Raw genomic sequence first — 16,767 nt, 5'->3', positions numbered from 1 at the left:
GATCTTCACATTTGGAAAATCGGCCATATTGATATATTGAGTGGCGTTGGATCGGTAAATATCATTTGTAAGTATGCACCACCGATAAAGTTGTTCAACTTCTTGTCCCAATGGAAAGATTGTAAGACACCGCTCTGGTAACCACTGGAGCGGTGCTACTAATTAAATCTAGACGTATTCAACAATTACAATATTTCGATATACCCTTCTGTTCCATTCACGCGAATTCGTTGCCCATCTTTTATGAGTTTGGTAGCATTATCCACTCCGACAACTGCTGGTAAGCCATATTCACGTGCAATAACTGCTCCATGAGTCATCAGTCCGCCAACTTCGGTGACTAGACCTTTTATAGAGACAAACAATGGTGTCCAGCCAGGGTCAGTAAAGGAGGTGATCAATATATCTCCATCTTCTAAATTAGCATCTTCCATGTTTAAGATGACACGTGCTCGGCCCTCTATCAATCCAGAAGAAACTGGAAGACCTACAATCGCTTCGGCTGGGAGATTTTCTCGTTTGTACTTACCCGCAATGATTTCACCATCAGACGTGATAACACGTGGGGGAGTTAGTTTTTCATATAATTTGTACTCATCTTTTCGTTTGCTGATGATCCCGTAATCCAGTTTATTTGTACGAACGACTTCGTGAAGCTCTTCAAAAGTTAGGTAGTATATATCTTCTATTTCATGAATAACGCTGCCTTGTTCGAGTTGTTCGGCTTCTTTCAGTAAAGCCTGCTTATAAACGAAATAGCGATTAATCATACCGTATTTTGGATATTCACGATAACCGATGAAATTCCGGATTAGACTGATCATTCGTTTTGTCTCTTTTACTTTTTGTTTACCGTCCGGTAAATGCTTCAATCGATCTAATAACTCTTGTTCTTTTTTCAAAGCTTCCTGTAGCCCTTGTTCAAATTTCCGATTACCAGCGTTAGCTTCAAAGTCTTTCATGTTATTTAAAATCATTGGGATTAGTGTAATTGGTTTTTCAATCCAGCGAGTTTTCGTAATATCGATTTCTCCACTACATCGCATTCCATATTTATTGAGAAAAGCATAGATCGCGTCTCGAGTTTTCTCCACCTTCAAACTTCTCCAGTTCATCCAAGAAGTTATTATCTTTTACATGTTGTAAATACTCAATGACTTCTGGATACGGACGAATTACATCTGCGACATCCAATAATGCTAGACCCATTTCCGAAGTAATATTGTTTGGTACAGATTGAGAAAGCGTGTCTGCTACGTTTTTTTCACCTAACCACTTCTCCATGTTTTTATTGATCCATGATGAAGCATCTATAGCTGCCATAATTACAGCCAAACTCTGTGGGTCAAATAATATCTTCTTTAATTGCTGGATATCTTCTAGAATAAAATCAAATAAATCTGATCCTGATTTCGTTTGGATGTTTTGTTTTAACTCTTCTATCGATGTTTGACTACTCTTTATCAAATCAGAAACGATTGTCGGATCGTTTTCGATTTGTACTTGAAAACCCGCAGACAACATACCTTTATTGCTTTTACCTGGACTCTGTTCTTTTTTATCATTTGGTAACGATTTTATAAAATCTCCTCGCTCTATTATGGTGATAAGTGCGTCTTTTATGAGCGGATCGGATTGTCCCAGGGTATCTAATATCATTTCTCTGCTGACAGGTGAAGCCAGATTATGTGTGATATCAACAAATAACCTTCCACCTGCTTTACGCATAGGTGCAGGAGTCGTTAACAGGTAAAAAGACAGTCCCAGTGGTTTCATGGGGTCGGTCATTATTTGTTGATGACCGACAGATACATAGACGTGATTTTCTTGATCATTCGCTTCAGGGATGGGGTATAAAGTAGTGATTGGCCGACTCTGGACAATATAAAATGTATCATCAACCAAACACCATTCGATATCTTGTGGGCATCCAAAATAAGCTTCGATCTGTCTTCCTATGCGTGCTAGTTGTAATATTTGTTGTTCAGTAAGTGTTTGAGTCTTTTGCTGATCAGGATCGATCTGCTGTGTCTCTGTTCCGCCTTCTTTTCGTCCATAGATAGCCAATTTTTTGGTTGCTATCTTCTTATCGATGATTTCCCCTTCCTGTACTTTATAACAATCGGCAGATACCAAGCCAGAGACCAGTGCTTCTCCAAGTCCAAAACTGGCATCGATTGATAGCAACTTTCGGTTGGAAGTAATTGGATCAGCGGTAAATAAAATCCCTGAAGTCTGTGGGAAAACCATCCTTTGAACGATAACGGATAAATAAACTTGACTGTGGTCAAATCCATTTTGCATACGGTAGATTACTGCGCGATCCGTAAATAGGGAAGCCCAACATTTGCTGATATGCTGCAAGATTGCTTCTTTGCCGATGATATTTAAATAGGTGTCTTGTTGACCAGCAAAAGAGGCATGTGGTAAATCTTCAGCAGTCGCACTAGAACGCACTGCATAAGCATGTTCCTCGCCAAACTGGGAGAGATAGTGAGTAACTGCTTTCACAACATCGGAAGGAATTTCTACTTCCATAATGATTTGTCGAATCTTCCTGCTGATTTCACCAATTTGATCTCGATCTTCTACTTTTAGCATTGTTAGTCGATCCAACAAAGCATGATACGTTTCGTTTTGTTCGATGGCTTTTTGATATCCCACTGTTGTAACACAAAATCCTTCTGGTACTTGTATTCCTTGAATTTTTGATAATTCCCCTAAATTCAACCCTTTTCCGCCAACGAGCAAAAGCTGTGTTTTTTCTATTTCCTGAACACCGAGAGCCAAAGAACTCATTCTACATCTCTCCTAACCATTAATGTTCTATTGATTTTACCCGTAGTAAATGGGAATAAATAGTCTATATTTACCATTTTTTATATGCTATAATTAAAATAGGAAGAGTACAGATGTCTATTTACGATTACATAAAATTTAATGCATATGAAGCTACCGCAGATTCCCATGGAATCGGTTATGGGGTACTAGCAGGTTGGAGAAAACATGGTTGGCCTAAATCGAGTAGTGGATGCGGCAAACTCATTAACTATAAAAAATATGGATGGATCATTGATGAAAATGATCAGCTAAAAGGATTGAACTGTTGTTAAAAAACAATAATTAAAGGTTTTTTAGTATTCAAATAAACGCTTATATTAAAGGCTATTAGTATTATTTGGAGGGTCAAACTGCAGATCCAGAGAAATTCAATTCTTATTCCACAATCGGGTGCTTTAATGGAATAGACCCGAAAATAATTACAACCCCGTACTATATTTAGAACGGGGTTTTGCATGTTGATTAATTTTATCTGCACTTTAACATCAGCAATTTTTAATTATCCTTGGCGGTAAGAATCATAAGTGGTTTTAAGTTGGCACAAAAATGGCACGACACTAATTTTCACATAAAAAAGCCTTGGTATATTCCTTATATACCAAGGCTTTTAAGACTTTATCCGATTGAACCTTCCATTTCGAACTTGATTAAACGGTTCATTTCAACCGCATATTCCATTGGAAGTTCTTTAGTGAATGGTTCAATGAATCCCATAACGATCATTTCAGTTGCTTCTTCTTCTGAAATACCGCGGCTCATGAGATAGAATAACTGCTCTTCAGATACTTTTGAAACCTTCGCTTCATGCTCTAAAGAGATGTTATCATTGAAGATTTCGTTATATGGAATCGTATCAGATGTAGACTGATTATCCATGATTAACGTATCACACTCAATGTTGGAACGTGCACCTTCAGCTTTGCGGCCGAAGTGAACGATTCCGCGGTACGTTACTTTACCGCCTTGTTTAGAAATTGATTTTGAAACGATTGTTGAAGACGTATTTGGTGCTAAGTGAATCATTTTCGCACCTGCGTCCTGATGCTGGCCTTTTCCTGCTAATGCAATGGATAATGTCATACCGCGAGCGCCTTCACCCTTAAGGATGACAGCAGGGTATTTCATCGTTAATTTAGAGCCAATGTTTCCATCGATCCATTCCATTGTAGCGTTCTTTTCACAAACTGCACGTTTTGTAACAAGGTTAAATACGTTGTTCGCCCAGTTTTGAATCGTTGTGTAACGGCAGTAGCCGCCGTCTTTTACGATAATTTCAACTACAGCACTGTGCAGAGAATTAGTTGTGTAAACCGGAGCTGTACAGCCTTCTACATAGTGCACATGTGCACCTTCATCAACAATAATCAGCGTACGCTCGAACTGACCCATGTTTTCAGAGTTAATGCGGAAGTATGCCTGAAGCGGTGTATCAACTTTGATGCCTTTTGGCACATAGATGAACGATCCGCCGGACCATACAGCTGAGTTTAGAGCTGAGAACTTATTGTCTGTCGGCGGAATGACTTTGCCGAAATGCTCTCTGAAAATATCTTCGTTTTCTTTAAGAGCTGTATCTGTATCTTTAAAAACGATACCCAGTTCTTCAAGATCTTCTTTCATATTGTGGTATACAACCTCAGATTCGTACTGAGCAGATACACCAGCCAAATATTTTTGCTCTGCTTCAGGAATTCCAAGTTTATCAAACGTGCGTTTGATTTCCTCAGGCACTTCATCCCAAGAGCGCTCTGATTTTTCAGATGGTTTTACGTAATACGTAATTTCATCGAAGTTAAGTGCAGCCATATCGCCGCCCCATTGAGGCATTGGCATGTTATAGAAATGCTCCAGTGACTTCAGACGAAAATCAAGCATCCATTGAGGCTCGCTTTTCATGCGAGAAATTTCTTCAACAATTTCTTTAGTTAATCCCCGCTTTGAACGGAAAATCGAAACGTCTTTATCAGCAAATCCATACTTGTAATCGCCGATTTCTGGCATTTTTTTAGCCATCCGTTTTCACTCCAATCATAGTAGAATGAGGTCTGCCCCCATTCTTTTTCTTAAGAAGGCATAAATTTAAGGTTCCGCTATTAGCTGTTTTTAACCCCTTTTTCCATTGCCTTCCACGCAAGTGTTGCACATTTGATCCGTGCAGGAAATTTAGCAACACCTTGCAAAGCTTCTATATCCTCAAGCTCTACGTCATCATCGTAATCTTTTCCCTGCATCATGTCTGAAAAGATTTTTGAAAGCTTTAAAGCTGTTTCGACCGATTGACCTTTAATCGCTTGAGTCATCATTGATGCTGATGACATTGAAATCGAACAGCCTTCACCGTCGAACTTTGCATCCTTAATGCTGCCGTCTTCAATCTGCAGCGTTAAACGAATACGGTCTCCGCATGTAGGGTTATTCATATCTATTGTTAAACTATCTTCGAGTACACCTTTGTTCCGCGGGTTTTTATAATGATCCATGATGACCTGGCGGTACAGAGTGTCCAGATTATTAAAAGACATTCGTGAAGTACTCCTTTGTTTTTATGATTCCTGCAACAAGCTTATCAACTTCTTCTTCTGTGTTGTACAGGTAAAAACTTGCACGAGCTGTCGAGGAAACATTCAGCCATTTCATTAAAGGCTGTGCACAGTGATGGCCGGCACGAACTGCTATACCTTCAGCATCTAATACTGTGGCAACATCATGAGGATGCACATCTTCAATATTGAATGTCACAAGACCGGCACGCTTTTTAGGACCGTATATAGTGATGCCTTCAACTTCTGACAGTTTCTCAAGTGCGTAATCAGCAAGCTTGTGCTCATATGCTTCAATGTTTTCAAGACCGATTTCTTCCAGAAAATCAATGGCAGCTCCAAGGCCGATTGCCCCTGCAATAATTGGTGTTCCGGCTTCAAACTTCCAAGGAAGCTCTTTCCATGTTGATTCGTATAATCCGACGAAATCAATCATTTCGCCGCCAAACTCAACAGGCTCCATGTTTTCAAGAAGTGCTTTTTTGCCGTACAGTACGCCAACACCGGTCGGACCGCACATTTTATGAGCTGAAAAAGCAAAGAAATCACAGTTTAAATCTTGAACATCAATTTTCATATGCGGAGCACTTTGCGCACCGTCAACAACCATGATGGCACCTTTGCTGTGGGCTAACTCTGCAATTTCTTTTATAGGATTTATTGTTCCCAGAACATTTGAAACTTGCATAACAGAGACAATTTTAGCTGAATCTGTTATCGTTTCTCTGGCATCTTCAAGAGAAATCGTGCCATCCTCCTGCAAAGGAATATACTTAAGTGTAGCCCCAGTAGCTTTAGCAAGCTGCTGCCAAGGTATGACGTTCGCATGGTGTTCCATATACGTAATCACAATCTCATCGCCAGCTTGAAGATTTGCACGTCCATAGCTTGCAGCTACTGTATTCAATGCAGTTGTAGCGCCGCGTGTGAAAATGATTTCTTCTGCAGACTGAGCATTTATAAACTTCCTTACCTTTTCGCGTGCTCCCTCGTAGCCATCTGTAGCTTTGGTGCCCAGTGTATGAACTCCGCGATGGACGTTGGAATTATATTCTCTATAGTAGCGGTCCAGCGCTTCAATGACCGGCAGCGGCTTCTGAGAAGTCGCTGCACTGTCAAGATAAACAAGATTCTGTCCATTTACTTGCTGATCCAAAATCGGGAAGAGTGAACGGATATCTTGGATATTCATTACTTAACTTTCCTTTCAATGACCTCAACAAGCTGTTTCTTAACGCCTTCGATTGGAAGTACTCTTACAACCGGCGCAAGGAAGCCGTGAATGACAAGACGCTCTGCCTCAACTTTAGGAATGCCTCGGCTCATCAAGTAATACAATTGAAGCGGATCAACGCGGCCAACAGACGCAGCATGTCCAGCCGTTACATCGTCCTCGTCAATTAATAGAATCGGATTTGCATCTCCGCGTGCTTTTTCGCTCAGCATAAGAACTCTTGATTCCTGCTCTGCATTTGATTTAGAAGCACCATGCTCAATTTTGCCGATTCCGTTAAAGACAGATGAAGCACTGTCTTTCATTACGCCGTGCTTTAAGATGTAGCCCTCAGAATTTTTGCCGAAGTGAATCACTTTTGTTGTGAAGTTTTGAATTTGATTTCCGCGTCCGACAACAACAGATTTAGTGTCTCCATAAGAGCCGTCACCTATCAGGTTTGTTGTGTTTTCAGAAATCGTATTGCCGTCATTCATCAAACCAAGCGCCCATTCAATGCGTGCATCGCGTGCAGCAGTACCACGGCGGTTTACATAAGTAGTAACACCTTTATTCAAATGATCAACAGCACCGTAAGTAACTTTTGCATTATTGTTCGCAAATACTTCCGTTACAATGTTGAAAATCGATTCTTCCGTTTCAGTCGTTGAAATATAGTTTTCAACATAAGTGACAGAACTGTTGTCGTCTGCAACAACGATAACATGGTTGAAAAGAGTTGTTTCCGGGTTTTCATGTACATATACAGCCTGAAGAGGTGCTGTTACCTCAACGTTTTTAGGCACATATACAAATACTCCACCGTTCATAAGAGCTGCATGAAGTGCTGTTAATCGATGCTCATCAACTTTCACGCCTTCAGTCATGAAGTATTTTTGCACAAGCTCAGAATGTTCGCGGACAGCCGTATGAATATCAGTGAAGATTACGCCCTGATCTTTCAAATCCTGAGAAAGAGATGTATAAGCAGGCGTTGTGTCTAATTGGATATAAAGATTTTTGTTCTCATCTTCAAGATCAATTAAAGCTTTTACTTCATCACTTAAATCATTAAGGGATGCTAAAGCTTTGCTTTTAACTGAGTGTGTTTGGAATTGTGTGAAATTCCACTTATCAATTTTCGTTTTATCCGGTCTTGGCATTGAAAGGTCTTCAGCTTTTTCAAGAGCTTGTAAGCGCAGTTCTTTAAGCCATTCCGGTTCACCGAGTTCATTTGAGAAACCCGTGACATAGTCGTGGTTGAATTTCGTCTCTACTGTCATCTTAATCCCCCTAACGCTTACGCTTCTTGACCAACAGTTTCGTCTTCGATGCCAAGCTCTTGTTTAATCCAGTCATAGCCTTCTGATTCTAAACGCTGAGAAAGCTCAGGACCGCCTGATTTTACGATGCGTCCCTGCATCATTACGTGTACATGATCAGGTGTGATGTAGTTTAACAGGCGCTGATAGTGAGTGATGATCAGGCAGCCGAAATCCTCGTTGCGCATTTGGTTAATGCCTTTTGAAACAACTTTTAATGCATCGATGTCAAGACCTGAATCGATTTCATCAAGAATCGCGATTTTAGGCTCGATCATCATTAATTGAAGAATCTCATTGCGTTTTTTCTCTCCGCCGGAGAATCCTTCATTTAGATAACGCTGTGCCATATCAGGATCCATTTCAAGGAATTCCATGTTAGAGTCCATTTTGCGGATGAATTTCATTAAAGAAATTTCCTGTCCTTCTTCTTTGCGTGCATTGATAGAAGAACGAAGGAAGTCAGCATTTGTTACTCCGCTGATTTCGCTTGGATATTGCATCGCTAAGAATAGACCTGCACGTCCGCGCTCATCTACTTCCATCTCAAGAACATCTTCACCATCAAGAGTGATGCTTCCTTGTGTTACTTCATATTTAGGGTGCCCCATGATCGCAGATGATAGTGTGGATTTACCAGTACCATTTGGTCCCATGATTGCGTGGAATTCTCCGCCTTTTATTTCAAGGTTTACACCTTTTAAAATTTCTTTCCCGTCAATTTCAACATGTAAATCTTTAATAACTAAAGTAGAACCTGCCATAAATAACTATACCTCCAATAATCTATAAGATCTCAATTTAATCATTCTCATTTTATTCTCATTCTAATTTTATAACAAATGAAATGTGAATACAACTTTTTCGGTAGCTTCTCTAAAAGGGCCGGATTTATTTATAACTCAAAAAGAATCAGCCAGTGACTGATTCCTTTCGGATTGGTATATTAATTCATTTTACGGTCTAATACTGCGAATAGCTGTTTGCTTTGCTGATAATCTTTTTCACGATTCTTTTCTACTTCCATACGCTTTTCATGGTTTCTGCTGTACACTGCATATCCCATTTTATGAGACTGCATTAAGGCTTTTTCCATTTCAGTTGTGTATTTCAAATCAAGCTTTTGCTGACTTGCGTAGATAATGAATCATCCTTTCAAGTTTTATCAACTAGTACTGTTACATGATAACACCTGATCAAATCAGCCTCAATCATCATATAGAAGGATATGAAAGGATCGTGGTTCTTCATATCGGATTTCAGCATTTAAGACACAGTTCTTATATAAATACTCCAATATACTCGAGTATGCTATTGCTTATGCTGATTTAATTCTGTGATGCACTCTTGTACTAAGGTAACGGATTGACTCATTGCCGCTCCTCCGCCAAAAGCAGCTGTTACTCCAACTGTTTCTAGAATTTCCTGTTCGCTTGCCCCTTGATCTAAGCAGCCTTTTGTATGATAAATAATACAATACTCATCTTGTGAATAGATGCTTATGCCAAGTGCAATCAACTGCTTTTCTTTTTGGGAAAGTGTTCCTTCTTTAAAACATTCTTCAGTGAATTCATTATAAAGATGTGCAAGCTCAGGCATTTTCTCTGTAAAAACTCCCAGACCTTCTTTGTAATTATGCAAAGCGGCTTCGCTTATATTTCTCGCTTCAAAATGCTGCATCAATTTTCAGCTCCATTCCTGATAGTAATCACCGTTAGTATGCAAAACATTCAGGAGATGTATGCGTAAAAAGAGTTTTTCGGGGAGTGTTTATTCCTAATTTCTACTATATTATATTGGTATATTTCAGATAAAAAAGAGAGCACCAAATTTCGGGTGCTCTCTTGCTATTTATTCTCCGTCAACAGGTACTACTGCACCTTCATATTTTTCTTCAATAAATGATTGAATTTCTTTTGAATGAAGCACTTCAACTAAAGCTTTAATTTCTTCTTTGTTTTCGTCGCCTTTGCGGACTGTGATGATGTTTACATATGGTGATTCTGAACCTTCAAGTGCAATCGCATCTTTTTGAGGATTGAGCCCTGCACCAATTGCATAGTTCGTATTAATTAAAACAGCATCGCCTTCATCGTTGTTATAAGCCTGCGGAAGAATGCTTGCTTCTACATCTGCTTTGAATTTTAGATTTTTATTGTTTTCATCGATATCATCAATTGTTGCAGTTGTTTTATCGACACCTTCTTTAATCGTGATTAAGCCTTCGCTTTCAAGCAATGAAAGCATACGGCCATGGTCAGCTACTGAATTACTCATGATAATTGTGCCGCCCTCTGGGATATCTTCTAATGATTTATGTTTTTTAGAATACACACCAATTGGCTCGATATGGATGCCGCCTGCATTAACAAAGTCGTAATCTTTATTTTCAGCCATTTGAGACTCTAAATATGGGATATGCTGAAAGTAGTTGGCATCAATTTCTTTACTTGCGAGAGATTTATTCGGCAGGATATAATCCTGGAACGGTACGATATCAAGCTCAATGCCTTTTTCCTCAAGCAAAGGCTGTGCTTCCTCCAGAATTTCCGCATGCGGGACATTTGAAGCTCCGATTTTCAGCGTTTTTGTTTCTTCTCCTTCGCCATTTCCGCCTCCAGTACCACATGCAGCAAGAGCGAAAGCAGATGTTGCGAATACAGCACTTAACAATAATTTCTTCATATAAATTTCCTCCCTAACGTTTATCTAATTTTGATGTTATAAAGTCTCCAATAAATTGGATGATAAATACAATGACTAATATCAAGATTGTCGCAATCATTGTTACAGCATTATTATTCCGCTGAAAGCCTTCAAGAAATGCAAGATTTCCTAATCCTCCGGCGCCGACTACCCCTGCCATGGCTGTATAGCCGACAAGTGCAATAGCGGTTACGGTAATACCGGAGATAAGCGCAGGAGATGATTCAGGTATTAACACCTTCCAAATGATCGTTGATGTTTTTGCACCCATCGATCTTGCAGCCTCAATGACTCCTTTATCTATTTCTCGAAGAGCAATTTCAACCATCCGCCCGTAAAATGGTGCAGCGCCGATAATTAAAGCCGGCAATGCTGCTTTTGCACCAAGGAACGTATCTAAAATGGCCTTTGTAAAAGGAATCAGCAAAATGATAAGAAGAATAAACGGAATCGACCGGAAAATATTCACGAATGCAGATATAATGATATTTACCGGTTTATTTTCCCAAATTCCGCCTCTGGAAGTTAAGAATAACAGCAGCCCGAGTATAATGCCCAAGACAAATGTTGCAGCCACGGAGAATCCTGTCATGAATAAGGTTTCACTTGTAGCTTCCCATACATTTTCCCATCTCACATTCTCAAACATTCGCAATCACCTCCGCTTCTACTTCTTGAGTGCGGATAAATGCCATTGCCTTATCCAGCTCTTCAGGCTGCCCGTCCATATGAATGAACAAGGTTCCATATGATCCGCTTTGAGTTTGCGATATTTTCCCTTGAAGGATGTTTACTTCAATCGGATGGTTTCGTATAAGATTCGTAATGAGCGGACTTTCTGTTGACTCCCCCACAAATGTCATCTGAATAACCATGCCGTGTTTGTATTTTTCAAGAATCAATTCCATCGTTTCCTGTGTATCATCATGCTCTGTAATTTGTTTCACAAAGCGCTTAGTAATAGACTGCTGCGGTTTTTTGAATACATCGAGCACTTCACCCTGCTCAACAATGTTTCCGTTTTCCATAACGGCAACACGATGGCAGATTTTACGAATCACATGCATTTCATGTGTAATCAGGACAATGGTCAAACCCAGTCTTTCGTTAATATCCACCAGCAGTTCAAGAATTGAATCTGTTGTTTGCGGGTCCAATGCTGATGTTGCTTCATCACAAAGCAATACTTTTGGATTATTCGCAAGAGCTCTTGCAATGCCGACACGCTGTTTTTGTCCCCCGCTCAGCTGGGATGGATATGCATCTTCCCGCCCTTCCAGCCCAACAAGCTTAATCAGCTCTTCCACACGTTTCATCCGCTGCTCTTTTTTCACTCCGGCGATTTCTAATGGAAACGAAATATTTTCCCGGACCGTTCTTGACCAAAGGAGATTAAAATGCTGAAAGATCATGCTTATTTCGTGTCTTGCCTTTCTCAGCTCATCTCCACGGATTTTATCGATCTTTCTTCCCGCTACTTGAATGGAACCGCCTGTGGGCTTTTCAAGTCCGTTCAGCAATCTGATCAGTGAGCTTTTTCCCGCACCGCTATAACCGATAATTCCGAAAATTTCACCTTGATTTATATTCAAGTCAACCGAATCAACCGCGGTAACATTTCCGCTTTTTGATTGAAAGACTTTTTTGACATCTTTTAACGTAATCATGACTTCACCTTCTTCCAAAATTCCACTCACTATCATTTTGCACGAAATGCGTCAGGTTCATGTTTTTTATTAAGAAAAGCGGAACCACTGTTCCCCTTTAACTTAAAGAAAACAAAAATGCCTTTCTGCATAAATGAGCAGAAAGGCATATCTATAGAAGAACCTTTCTCTCATCTTTCAAAACTGAATAACAGCTTTGAGTGAATTGGCACCTTTTCAATAAAATTGACGGTTGCCGGGCTTCGCAGGGCACTTTCCCTCCACCTCTCTGGATAAGAGACTTACAATTTATTTAATTAGTTTACTTTTAAATTCAGTGAGTTAGTAGTACGAGTGTGATTTTATCATGTGCCAAAAGACGGTGTCAACCAAAAGTTTTTTATTAATTCGAAAAGACGGATGATTCAATTAATGATTTCACACCCGTTGCTTGTTCAATTGCCTGTTCAAGATCCTCCAGAAGGTCATCTATATGTTCAATCCCAACAGACAATCGAATTAAGTTTTCAGTTACTCCTGATTTTTTCAGGCCTTCTGTATCCAGCTGCTGATGTGTAGTGCTGGCAGGATGAATGATCAGGCTTTTGGCATCTCCGACATTTGCTACATGCGACCATAGGTTAACAGAATTAATCACCTTTGCGCCTGCTGCACGGCCGCCATCAATGCCGAACACTACAACCGCTCCTGCCCCTTCAGCTAAATATTTATCTGCCAGGGCCTTGTCAGGGTGCTGTTCATCTTCAGGGTACAGCACCCATTTAACTGCAGAATGCTCATTTAAATACTCAACCACTTTTCTCGTATTAAAAATATGTTCTTTCATTCTTACATGAAGTGTTTCTACTTCAAGAGTAAATTGAAATGCATTAAGAGGACTGATAGCAGGCCCTAAATCCCTGAGGAGCTGAACTCGGGCTTTTACAATAAAGGCTGCCTCCGGCAATGCTTCTGCATATACAAGATTGTGATAGCTTGGATCTGGAGTCGTAAAGCCCGGAAACTTATCGCTGTTCCAATCAAACTTTCCTCCGTCTACGATAATTCCTCCGAGGGTCGTGCCATTTCCAAGCAGCCATTTGGTGGCAGAGTGAATGACAATATCTGCTCCATGTTCGATCGGCCTGCATAAATAAGGAGTTGCAAGGTGTTATCAATAATTAATGGGATACCGGCTTCATGAGCGATTTTTGCAGCTGCCTCTATATCAAGTACCTGCAGACTTGGATTGCCAATCGTTTCTGCAAAAATGGCCTTTGTTTTAGGCGATATGGCATCCCTGATATTCTCAGGATCATCCGCATTTACAAACTTAGTCTGTATACCGTACTTAGGCAATGTGGTTTGAAAGAGGTTGTAGGTCCCACCGTATAGGCTTGAGGCAGAGACAATCTCATCCCCTGTTCCGGCAATATTTAATATGGCAAGCGTTATCGCTGCCATGCCGCTTGCTACAGCAAGACTTCCTACGCCCCCTTCTAATTGGGAAACTCTTTCTTCAAAAACCGTTGAGGTAGGATTATGTATCCGGGTATAAATGTAACCCTGCTCTTTTAAGGCAAATAAATCCGATGCATGTTCCGTGTCATTAAAAACATAGGCGTTAGACTGATAAATCGGCACAGCCCGGGCTCCTGTTGCAGGATCCTTCTGCAGACCCCCATGTACATTTAACGTCTCAAGCCGAACTTATTTTGTCCCATATTTCCCATCCCCTTTTTCATTTATTCATATAAAAAAACCCCTTCAAAGAAGAGGCTGAATCACCATATCTCTTCTTATCTTCCAGAGCAGTCTTGCCTGCTCTGATGGAATTGGCACCGTGTTGCAATAACCGGTTGCCGGGCTTCATAGGGCCAAATCCCTCCACCTCTCTTGATAAGATCAAACTTATTGAATCTAAATGAATTGTAACACCGCTTCATTTACCCAGTCATTTAGTAGTTTGAATTTTTAGACTATTATTTAGACAACTGGATAATGGATTCAAGCCTAAGTACATTACGAAATGATCCTTTTACTTCAATCGCTCCAAGCTTTGAGAGCTGAAGAAGTCTGATTGGTGAATGAAAACAGTCAGAAAGATGATTTTCATCACCTGAAACCAGTACATGTGCTGAAAGATTGTCATTGTCGCTGCTTAAAAAACAAGCCCCCTTTTTTAAAACAAGCAGGATAGGTTGTTGTTTTGAACTGGTTATCCGTATTCTCAATTCTTCGTTTGGAAGCAGAGGCTGAATAAAATAAGACGCATTCATTTTTTCTACAAACGAAAATAAGTCCATTTCTTTTTCTCTCCCCATTTCTTTCCTATCAGATCATAACGTATTAATTCGTTTTAATACGACTTATCACCTTTATGAAAGGTTCGACACTTTATTAAACTTGGAGAGACAAAATAATGGTTTTTTCTATTTCCCAAGAAATATGTCAAATGCCGCCCTGCTCAGGCGGCATATTCTTTCAATATTTGATAAATATATTCAACAGAATGAAAGGCATATTTCTTGTGGGTAACCGTTCCATTTTCAAATATAAGCAGGCAGGGAACACTTTCAATTCCCCATTCTATCGCTTGCTTAGGCAGGAAATTTAAGTTTGCCGCATGAATCGCTAAAGCTGGGAGCAGCTCTTCAACAACAGCCAGCATTTTTTTTGCAAGCTGACATGTTCCGCAAAACGGAGTGTAAAGATAAAGGATGCCAAATTCTTTTTCAGCAAACATATCTAATTGTTCTTCCTTTATTTCAATCATTGCTTTTCATGAGACTCCCTTTATTTTATAAGTATTTCGCCTGTACATCGATATTTGCGCTTAAAAGCACAGCAGCAACATGCTGATCAGGTGCAGTCGCAACTTCACGGTACATTCTATCTATAAACAAATGCGCAGCTTCGGGCAGTTCCCGCTTGAATTGCTTTCTGAGGCGATCCCCTGATTCATCTGAGTCTACGAGCACGTATACGTCTCTATAAAACAGAGCATCAATCATTTCGTCTAATCGAGTAAGACTTATTGTTCCATTTGTACAGATAATTTCTACAGGTTCATTGACAACATTAAGTACCTTTCGTTTGTCAGATGTTCCTTCAACAATTATGACCTTTTCAACCTCAATTGCAGACATCGCCATCACCTATTCAGTTAAAGTATGTGTTATCTTATAACCTATTCGAATTGCATGAGGTTGTTTCTTAAAATAATTGAACAAAAATGGCAGTGGAACATTCCACTGCCATTCGATTAGCACCAGCCGTTTTCTTCGTCACAATCTACATACTTTTCATCTTTTTTTAATAAAACGTCTGCATACTGGAAAAAGGAATGGTTTTCTTCTTCATATCCATTTTTCAATGAAACCTGATTTCCATTTTGACCAAATGACATTGTGCCAATTTGCTCTTTTTCAAAAAATAAGTTCATTTGACCTTCTGAAAAGCGTCCTGTTACCCGGTCTGTAATATCTAAGCGCTTCTTTTCAAATGACATCCTTGAACACCCTCCTTTTTAAAGGTTAGGGTGTCCTGGTTTAATGCCATTTATCAGTCTTCGTTTGTCATTCCCACATATTGCTCAGCAGTCATTAGGCTGTCAACATCACTTACATTGCTTGGCTCGATAACAATCATCCATGCTTTTTCGTATGGAGATTCGTTTACAAATTCTGGGCTGTCATCGAGATCCTCATTGATTTCAACAACTTTTCCGCTGATTGGCGCATAAAGCTCAGAAACCGTTTTTACAGACTCAACGCTTCCGAAAGGCTCGTCTGCTTTAATTTCATCTCCAACTTCAGGAAGCTCAACAAATACAATATCCCCAAGTTCTGATTGAGCAAAATCAGTAATGCCGATACGTACTTTTTCACCTTCAACTTTAACCCATTCGTGCTCTTCAGAATAACGAAGTTCTTTTGGTGTGTTCATTTTTATTACCTCCAAGTTTTATCATGTTTATTTGTAAAAAGACTGAAGTTAAAGTCTTCTACTACTTTGCCCACGCTGCTTCGAATTGATCTTCTTTAAAGCCGACGGTAACTTTCTTGCCGTCTGTTGCTAATGGCCGTTTGATAAGCATGCCGTCTGATGCCAAAATCTCAAGCAGTTCTTCATCAGATAAAGAAGCAACCTTCTCTTTCATGCCTAATTCGCGGTATTTTTGACCGCTGGTATTGAAAAACTTCTTTACTTCTACCCCGCTGTTATCAAGCATCGTTTTTAATTCTTCTTTTGTCGGTGGATTTTCGACAATATGTACATCTTCTACCTGCAAATTGTGATCTTCAAACCACTTTTTAGCTTTTCGGCATGTACCGCATTTAGGATACCAATAAAACGTAATAGCCACTCTTCTCACCACCTGCAACCGTAATTGAACAAGATTATTTTACCACAATCAATTGGACAATCATAATCACAAGTTTCTATTATGTAAAATTCAGTTTCCTCAAAGAAATAAGACCTTTTCCGTTACTGGA

At 39.8% G+C, this 16,767-nt stretch carries 17 protein-coding genes, 2 pseudogenes and 2 riboswitches; of the genes and pseudogenes, 1 reads left to right on the top strand and 18 read right to left on the bottom strand.

All coding sequences use genetic code 11. The annotated features are described in order from the left end of the window. Nucleotides 1-185: 185 nt before the first annotated feature. Nucleotides 186-2,799, bottom strand: a pseudogene (ppsA, locus tag QFZ72_RS05315) (phosphoenolpyruvate synthase). Nucleotides 2,800-2,912: 113 nt separating this feature from the next. Here ppsA and QFZ72_RS05310 point away from each other — a divergent pair. Next, nucleotides 2,913-3,113: a hypothetical protein gene (locus QFZ72_RS05310; RefSeq protein WP_307430381.1), complete on the top strand. Its 201-nt coding sequence runs from the start codon at nucleotides 2,913-2,915 to the stop codon at nucleotides 3,111-3,113. Between the two features lie 343 nt (nucleotides 3,114-3,456). Here QFZ72_RS05310 and sufB read toward each other — a convergent pair whose 3' ends face one another. The 17 genes and pseudogenes from sufB to QFZ72_RS05225 all read right to left on the bottom strand — a co-directional run bounded on the left by sufB (nucleotide 3,457) and on the right by QFZ72_RS05225 (nucleotide 16,637). Next, entirely contained in the window at nucleotides 3,457-4,854 is a 1,398-nt protein-coding gene (sufB, locus tag QFZ72_RS05305; RefSeq protein ID WP_252202289.1) for a Fe-S cluster assembly protein SufB, read from the bottom strand. Nucleotides 4,855-4,934: 80 nt separating this feature from the next. Continuing rightward, complete coding sequence (gene sufU, locus QFZ72_RS05300; protein ID WP_307430377.1) at nucleotides 4,935-5,363, bottom strand: Fe-S cluster assembly sulfur transfer protein SufU; 429 nt, start codon at nucleotides 5,361-5,363, stop codon at nucleotides 4,935-4,937. After that, nucleotides 5,353-6,573, bottom strand: a complete 1,221-nt coding sequence (locus QFZ72_RS05295; RefSeq protein WP_307430374.1) for a cysteine desulfurase — start codon at nucleotides 6,571-6,573, stop codon at nucleotides 5,353-5,355. Before QFZ72_RS05295 ends, sufU begins: the two co-directional genes overlap by 11 nt. Next, entirely contained in the window at nucleotides 6,573-7,877 is a 1,305-nt protein-coding gene (gene sufD, locus QFZ72_RS05290) for a Fe-S cluster assembly protein SufD (RefSeq protein ID WP_307430371.1), read from the bottom strand. The genes QFZ72_RS05295 and sufD overlap by 1 nt, the downstream gene beginning before the upstream one ends. A gap of 17 nt (nucleotides 7,878-7,894) precedes the next feature. After that, entirely contained in the window at nucleotides 7,895-8,680 is a 786-nt protein-coding gene (sufC, locus tag QFZ72_RS05285; protein ID WP_307430368.1) for a Fe-S cluster assembly ATPase SufC, read from the bottom strand. Nucleotides 8,681-8,862: 182 nt separating this feature from the next. Continuing rightward, entirely contained in the window at nucleotides 8,863-9,030 is a 168-nt protein-coding gene (locus QFZ72_RS05280; protein ID WP_307430365.1) for a YuzK family famiily protein, read from the bottom strand. A 197-nt stretch (nucleotides 9,031-9,227) separates the two neighbouring features. Next, entirely contained in the window at nucleotides 9,228-9,596 is a 369-nt protein-coding gene (locus tag QFZ72_RS05275; RefSeq protein ID WP_307430362.1) for a carboxymuconolactone decarboxylase family protein, read from the bottom strand. Between the two features lie 171 nt (nucleotides 9,597-9,767). Next, nucleotides 9,768-10,601 carry a MetQ/NlpA family ABC transporter substrate-binding protein gene (locus QFZ72_RS05270; protein ID WP_307430358.1) on the bottom strand — a complete coding sequence of 278 codons (834 nt, stop codon included), beginning with the start codon at nucleotides 10,599-10,601 and terminating at the stop codon, nucleotides 9,768-9,770. Nucleotides 10,602-10,614: 13 nt separating this feature from the next. Further along, nucleotides 10,615-11,271 carry a methionine ABC transporter permease gene (locus tag QFZ72_RS05265; protein ID WP_307430356.1) on the bottom strand — a complete coding sequence of 219 codons (657 nt, stop codon included), beginning with the start codon at nucleotides 11,269-11,271 and terminating at the stop codon, nucleotides 10,615-10,617. Further along, entirely contained in the window at nucleotides 11,264-12,289 is a 1,026-nt protein-coding gene (locus QFZ72_RS05260; protein WP_307430354.1) for a methionine ABC transporter ATP-binding protein, read from the bottom strand. Before QFZ72_RS05260 ends, QFZ72_RS05265 begins: the two co-directional genes overlap by 8 nt. A 167-nt stretch (nucleotides 12,290-12,456) precedes the next feature. Then, nucleotides 12,457-12,568, bottom strand: a riboswitch (SAM riboswitch). A 103-nt stretch (nucleotides 12,569-12,671) separates the two neighbouring features. Then, nucleotides 12,672-13,945, bottom strand: a pseudogene (locus QFZ72_RS05255) (O-acetylhomoserine aminocarboxypropyltransferase/cysteine synthase family protein). Between the two features lie 119 nt (nucleotides 13,946-14,064). Next, nucleotides 14,065-14,174, bottom strand: a riboswitch (SAM riboswitch). Nucleotides 14,175-14,250: 76 nt separating this feature from the next. Next, nucleotides 14,251-14,574, bottom strand: a complete 324-nt coding sequence (locus QFZ72_RS05250; RefSeq protein WP_307430349.1) for a hypothetical protein — start codon at nucleotides 14,572-14,574, stop codon at nucleotides 14,251-14,253. 161 nt (nucleotides 14,575-14,735) lie between these two features. Beyond that, on the bottom strand, nucleotides 14,736-15,044 hold the full coding sequence (locus QFZ72_RS05245; RefSeq protein ID WP_307430346.1) for a thioredoxin family protein: 309 nt from the start codon (nucleotides 15,042-15,044) through the stop codon (nucleotides 14,736-14,738). A 25-nt stretch (nucleotides 15,045-15,069) separates the two neighbouring features. Continuing rightward, the gene (locus tag QFZ72_RS05240; RefSeq protein ID WP_070874732.1) at nucleotides 15,070-15,417 is read right to left on the bottom strand and encodes a toprim domain-containing protein; all 348 of its coding nucleotides are present in this window, start codon (nucleotides 15,415-15,417) and stop codon (nucleotides 15,070-15,072) included. A 116-nt stretch (nucleotides 15,418-15,533) separates the two neighbouring features. Further along, entirely contained in the window at nucleotides 15,534-15,779 is a 246-nt protein-coding gene (locus QFZ72_RS05235) for a YusG family protein (protein ID WP_307430343.1), read from the bottom strand. Between the two features lie 53 nt (nucleotides 15,780-15,832). Next, nucleotides 15,833-16,216, bottom strand: a complete 384-nt coding sequence (gene gcvH, locus QFZ72_RS05230; RefSeq protein ID WP_307430341.1) for a glycine cleavage system protein GcvH — start codon at nucleotides 16,214-16,216, stop codon at nucleotides 15,833-15,835. Between the two features lie 61 nt (nucleotides 16,217-16,277). After that, nucleotides 16,278-16,637 (bottom strand): arsenate reductase family protein, encoded by a 360-nt coding sequence (locus tag QFZ72_RS05225; protein ID WP_307430338.1) that lies wholly within the window; start codon nucleotides 16,635-16,637, stop codon nucleotides 16,278-16,280. Nucleotides 16,638-16,767: the final 130 nt, after the last annotated feature.

Origin of the sequence: Bacillus sp. V2I10 (assembly GCF_030817055.1) — a bacterium.
In the GTDB taxonomy this organism is placed as follows: Bacteria; Bacillota; Bacilli; order Bacillales; family Bacillaceae; genus Bacillus_P.
Note: the sequence above shows the minus strand (reverse complement) of the source record. Positions and strands in the feature narration are given on the sequence as shown.

What these genes read in the sequence shown, in the direction of transcription:
- sufD (WP_307430371.1), bottom strand. Translation starts at nt 7,877, where the DNA reads ATGACAGTAGAGACGAAATTCAACCACGACTATGTCACGGGTTTCTCA.
- QFZ72_RS05270 (WP_307430358.1), bottom strand. Translation starts at nt 10,601, where the DNA reads ATGAAGAAATTATTGTTAAGTGCTGTATTCGCAACATCTGCTTTCGCT.
- sufC (WP_307430368.1), bottom strand. Translation starts at nt 8,680, where the DNA reads ATGGCAGGTTCTACTTTAGTTATTAAAGATTTACATGTTGAAATTGAC.
- QFZ72_RS05250 (WP_307430349.1), bottom strand. Translation starts at nt 14,574, where the DNA reads ATGGACTTATTTTCGTTTGTAGAAAAAATGAATGCGTCTTATTTTATT.
- QFZ72_RS05275 (WP_307430362.1), bottom strand. Translation starts at nt 9,596, where the DNA reads ATGCAGCATTTTGAAGCGAGAAATATAAGCGAAGCCGCTTTGCATAAT.
- QFZ72_RS05260 (WP_307430354.1), bottom strand. Translation starts at nt 12,289, where the DNA reads ATGATTACGTTAAAAGATGTCAAAAAAGTCTTTCAATCAAAAAGCGGA.
- QFZ72_RS05310 (WP_307430381.1), top strand. Translation starts at nt 2,913, where the DNA reads ATGTCTATTTACGATTACATAAAATTTAATGCATATGAAGCTACCGCA.
- QFZ72_RS05240 (WP_070874732.1), bottom strand. Translation starts at nt 15,417, where the DNA reads ATGTCTGCAATTGAGGTTGAAAAGGTCATAATTGTTGAAGGAACATCT.
- sufB (WP_252202289.1), bottom strand. Translation starts at nt 4,854, where the DNA reads ATGGCTAAAAAAATGCCAGAAATCGGCGATTACAAGTATGGATTTGCT.
- QFZ72_RS05295 (WP_307430374.1), bottom strand. Translation starts at nt 6,573, where the DNA reads ATGAATATCCAAGATATCCGTTCACTCTTCCCGATTTTGGATCAGCAA.
- QFZ72_RS05245 (WP_307430346.1), bottom strand. Translation starts at nt 15,044, where the DNA reads ATGATTGAAATAAAGGAAGAACAATTAGATATGTTTGCTGAAAAAGAA.
- QFZ72_RS05265 (WP_307430356.1), bottom strand. Translation starts at nt 11,271, where the DNA reads ATGTTTGAGAATGTGAGATGGGAAAATGTATGGGAAGCTACAAGTGAA.
- sufU (WP_307430377.1), bottom strand. Translation starts at nt 5,363, where the DNA reads ATGTCTTTTAATAATCTGGACACTCTGTACCGCCAGGTCATCATGGAT.
- QFZ72_RS05235 (WP_307430343.1), bottom strand. Translation starts at nt 15,779, where the DNA reads ATGTCATTTGAAAAGAAGCGCTTAGATATTACAGACCGGGTAACAGGA.
- gcvH (WP_307430341.1), bottom strand. Translation starts at nt 16,216, where the DNA reads ATGAACACACCAAAAGAACTTCGTTATTCTGAAGAGCACGAATGGGTT.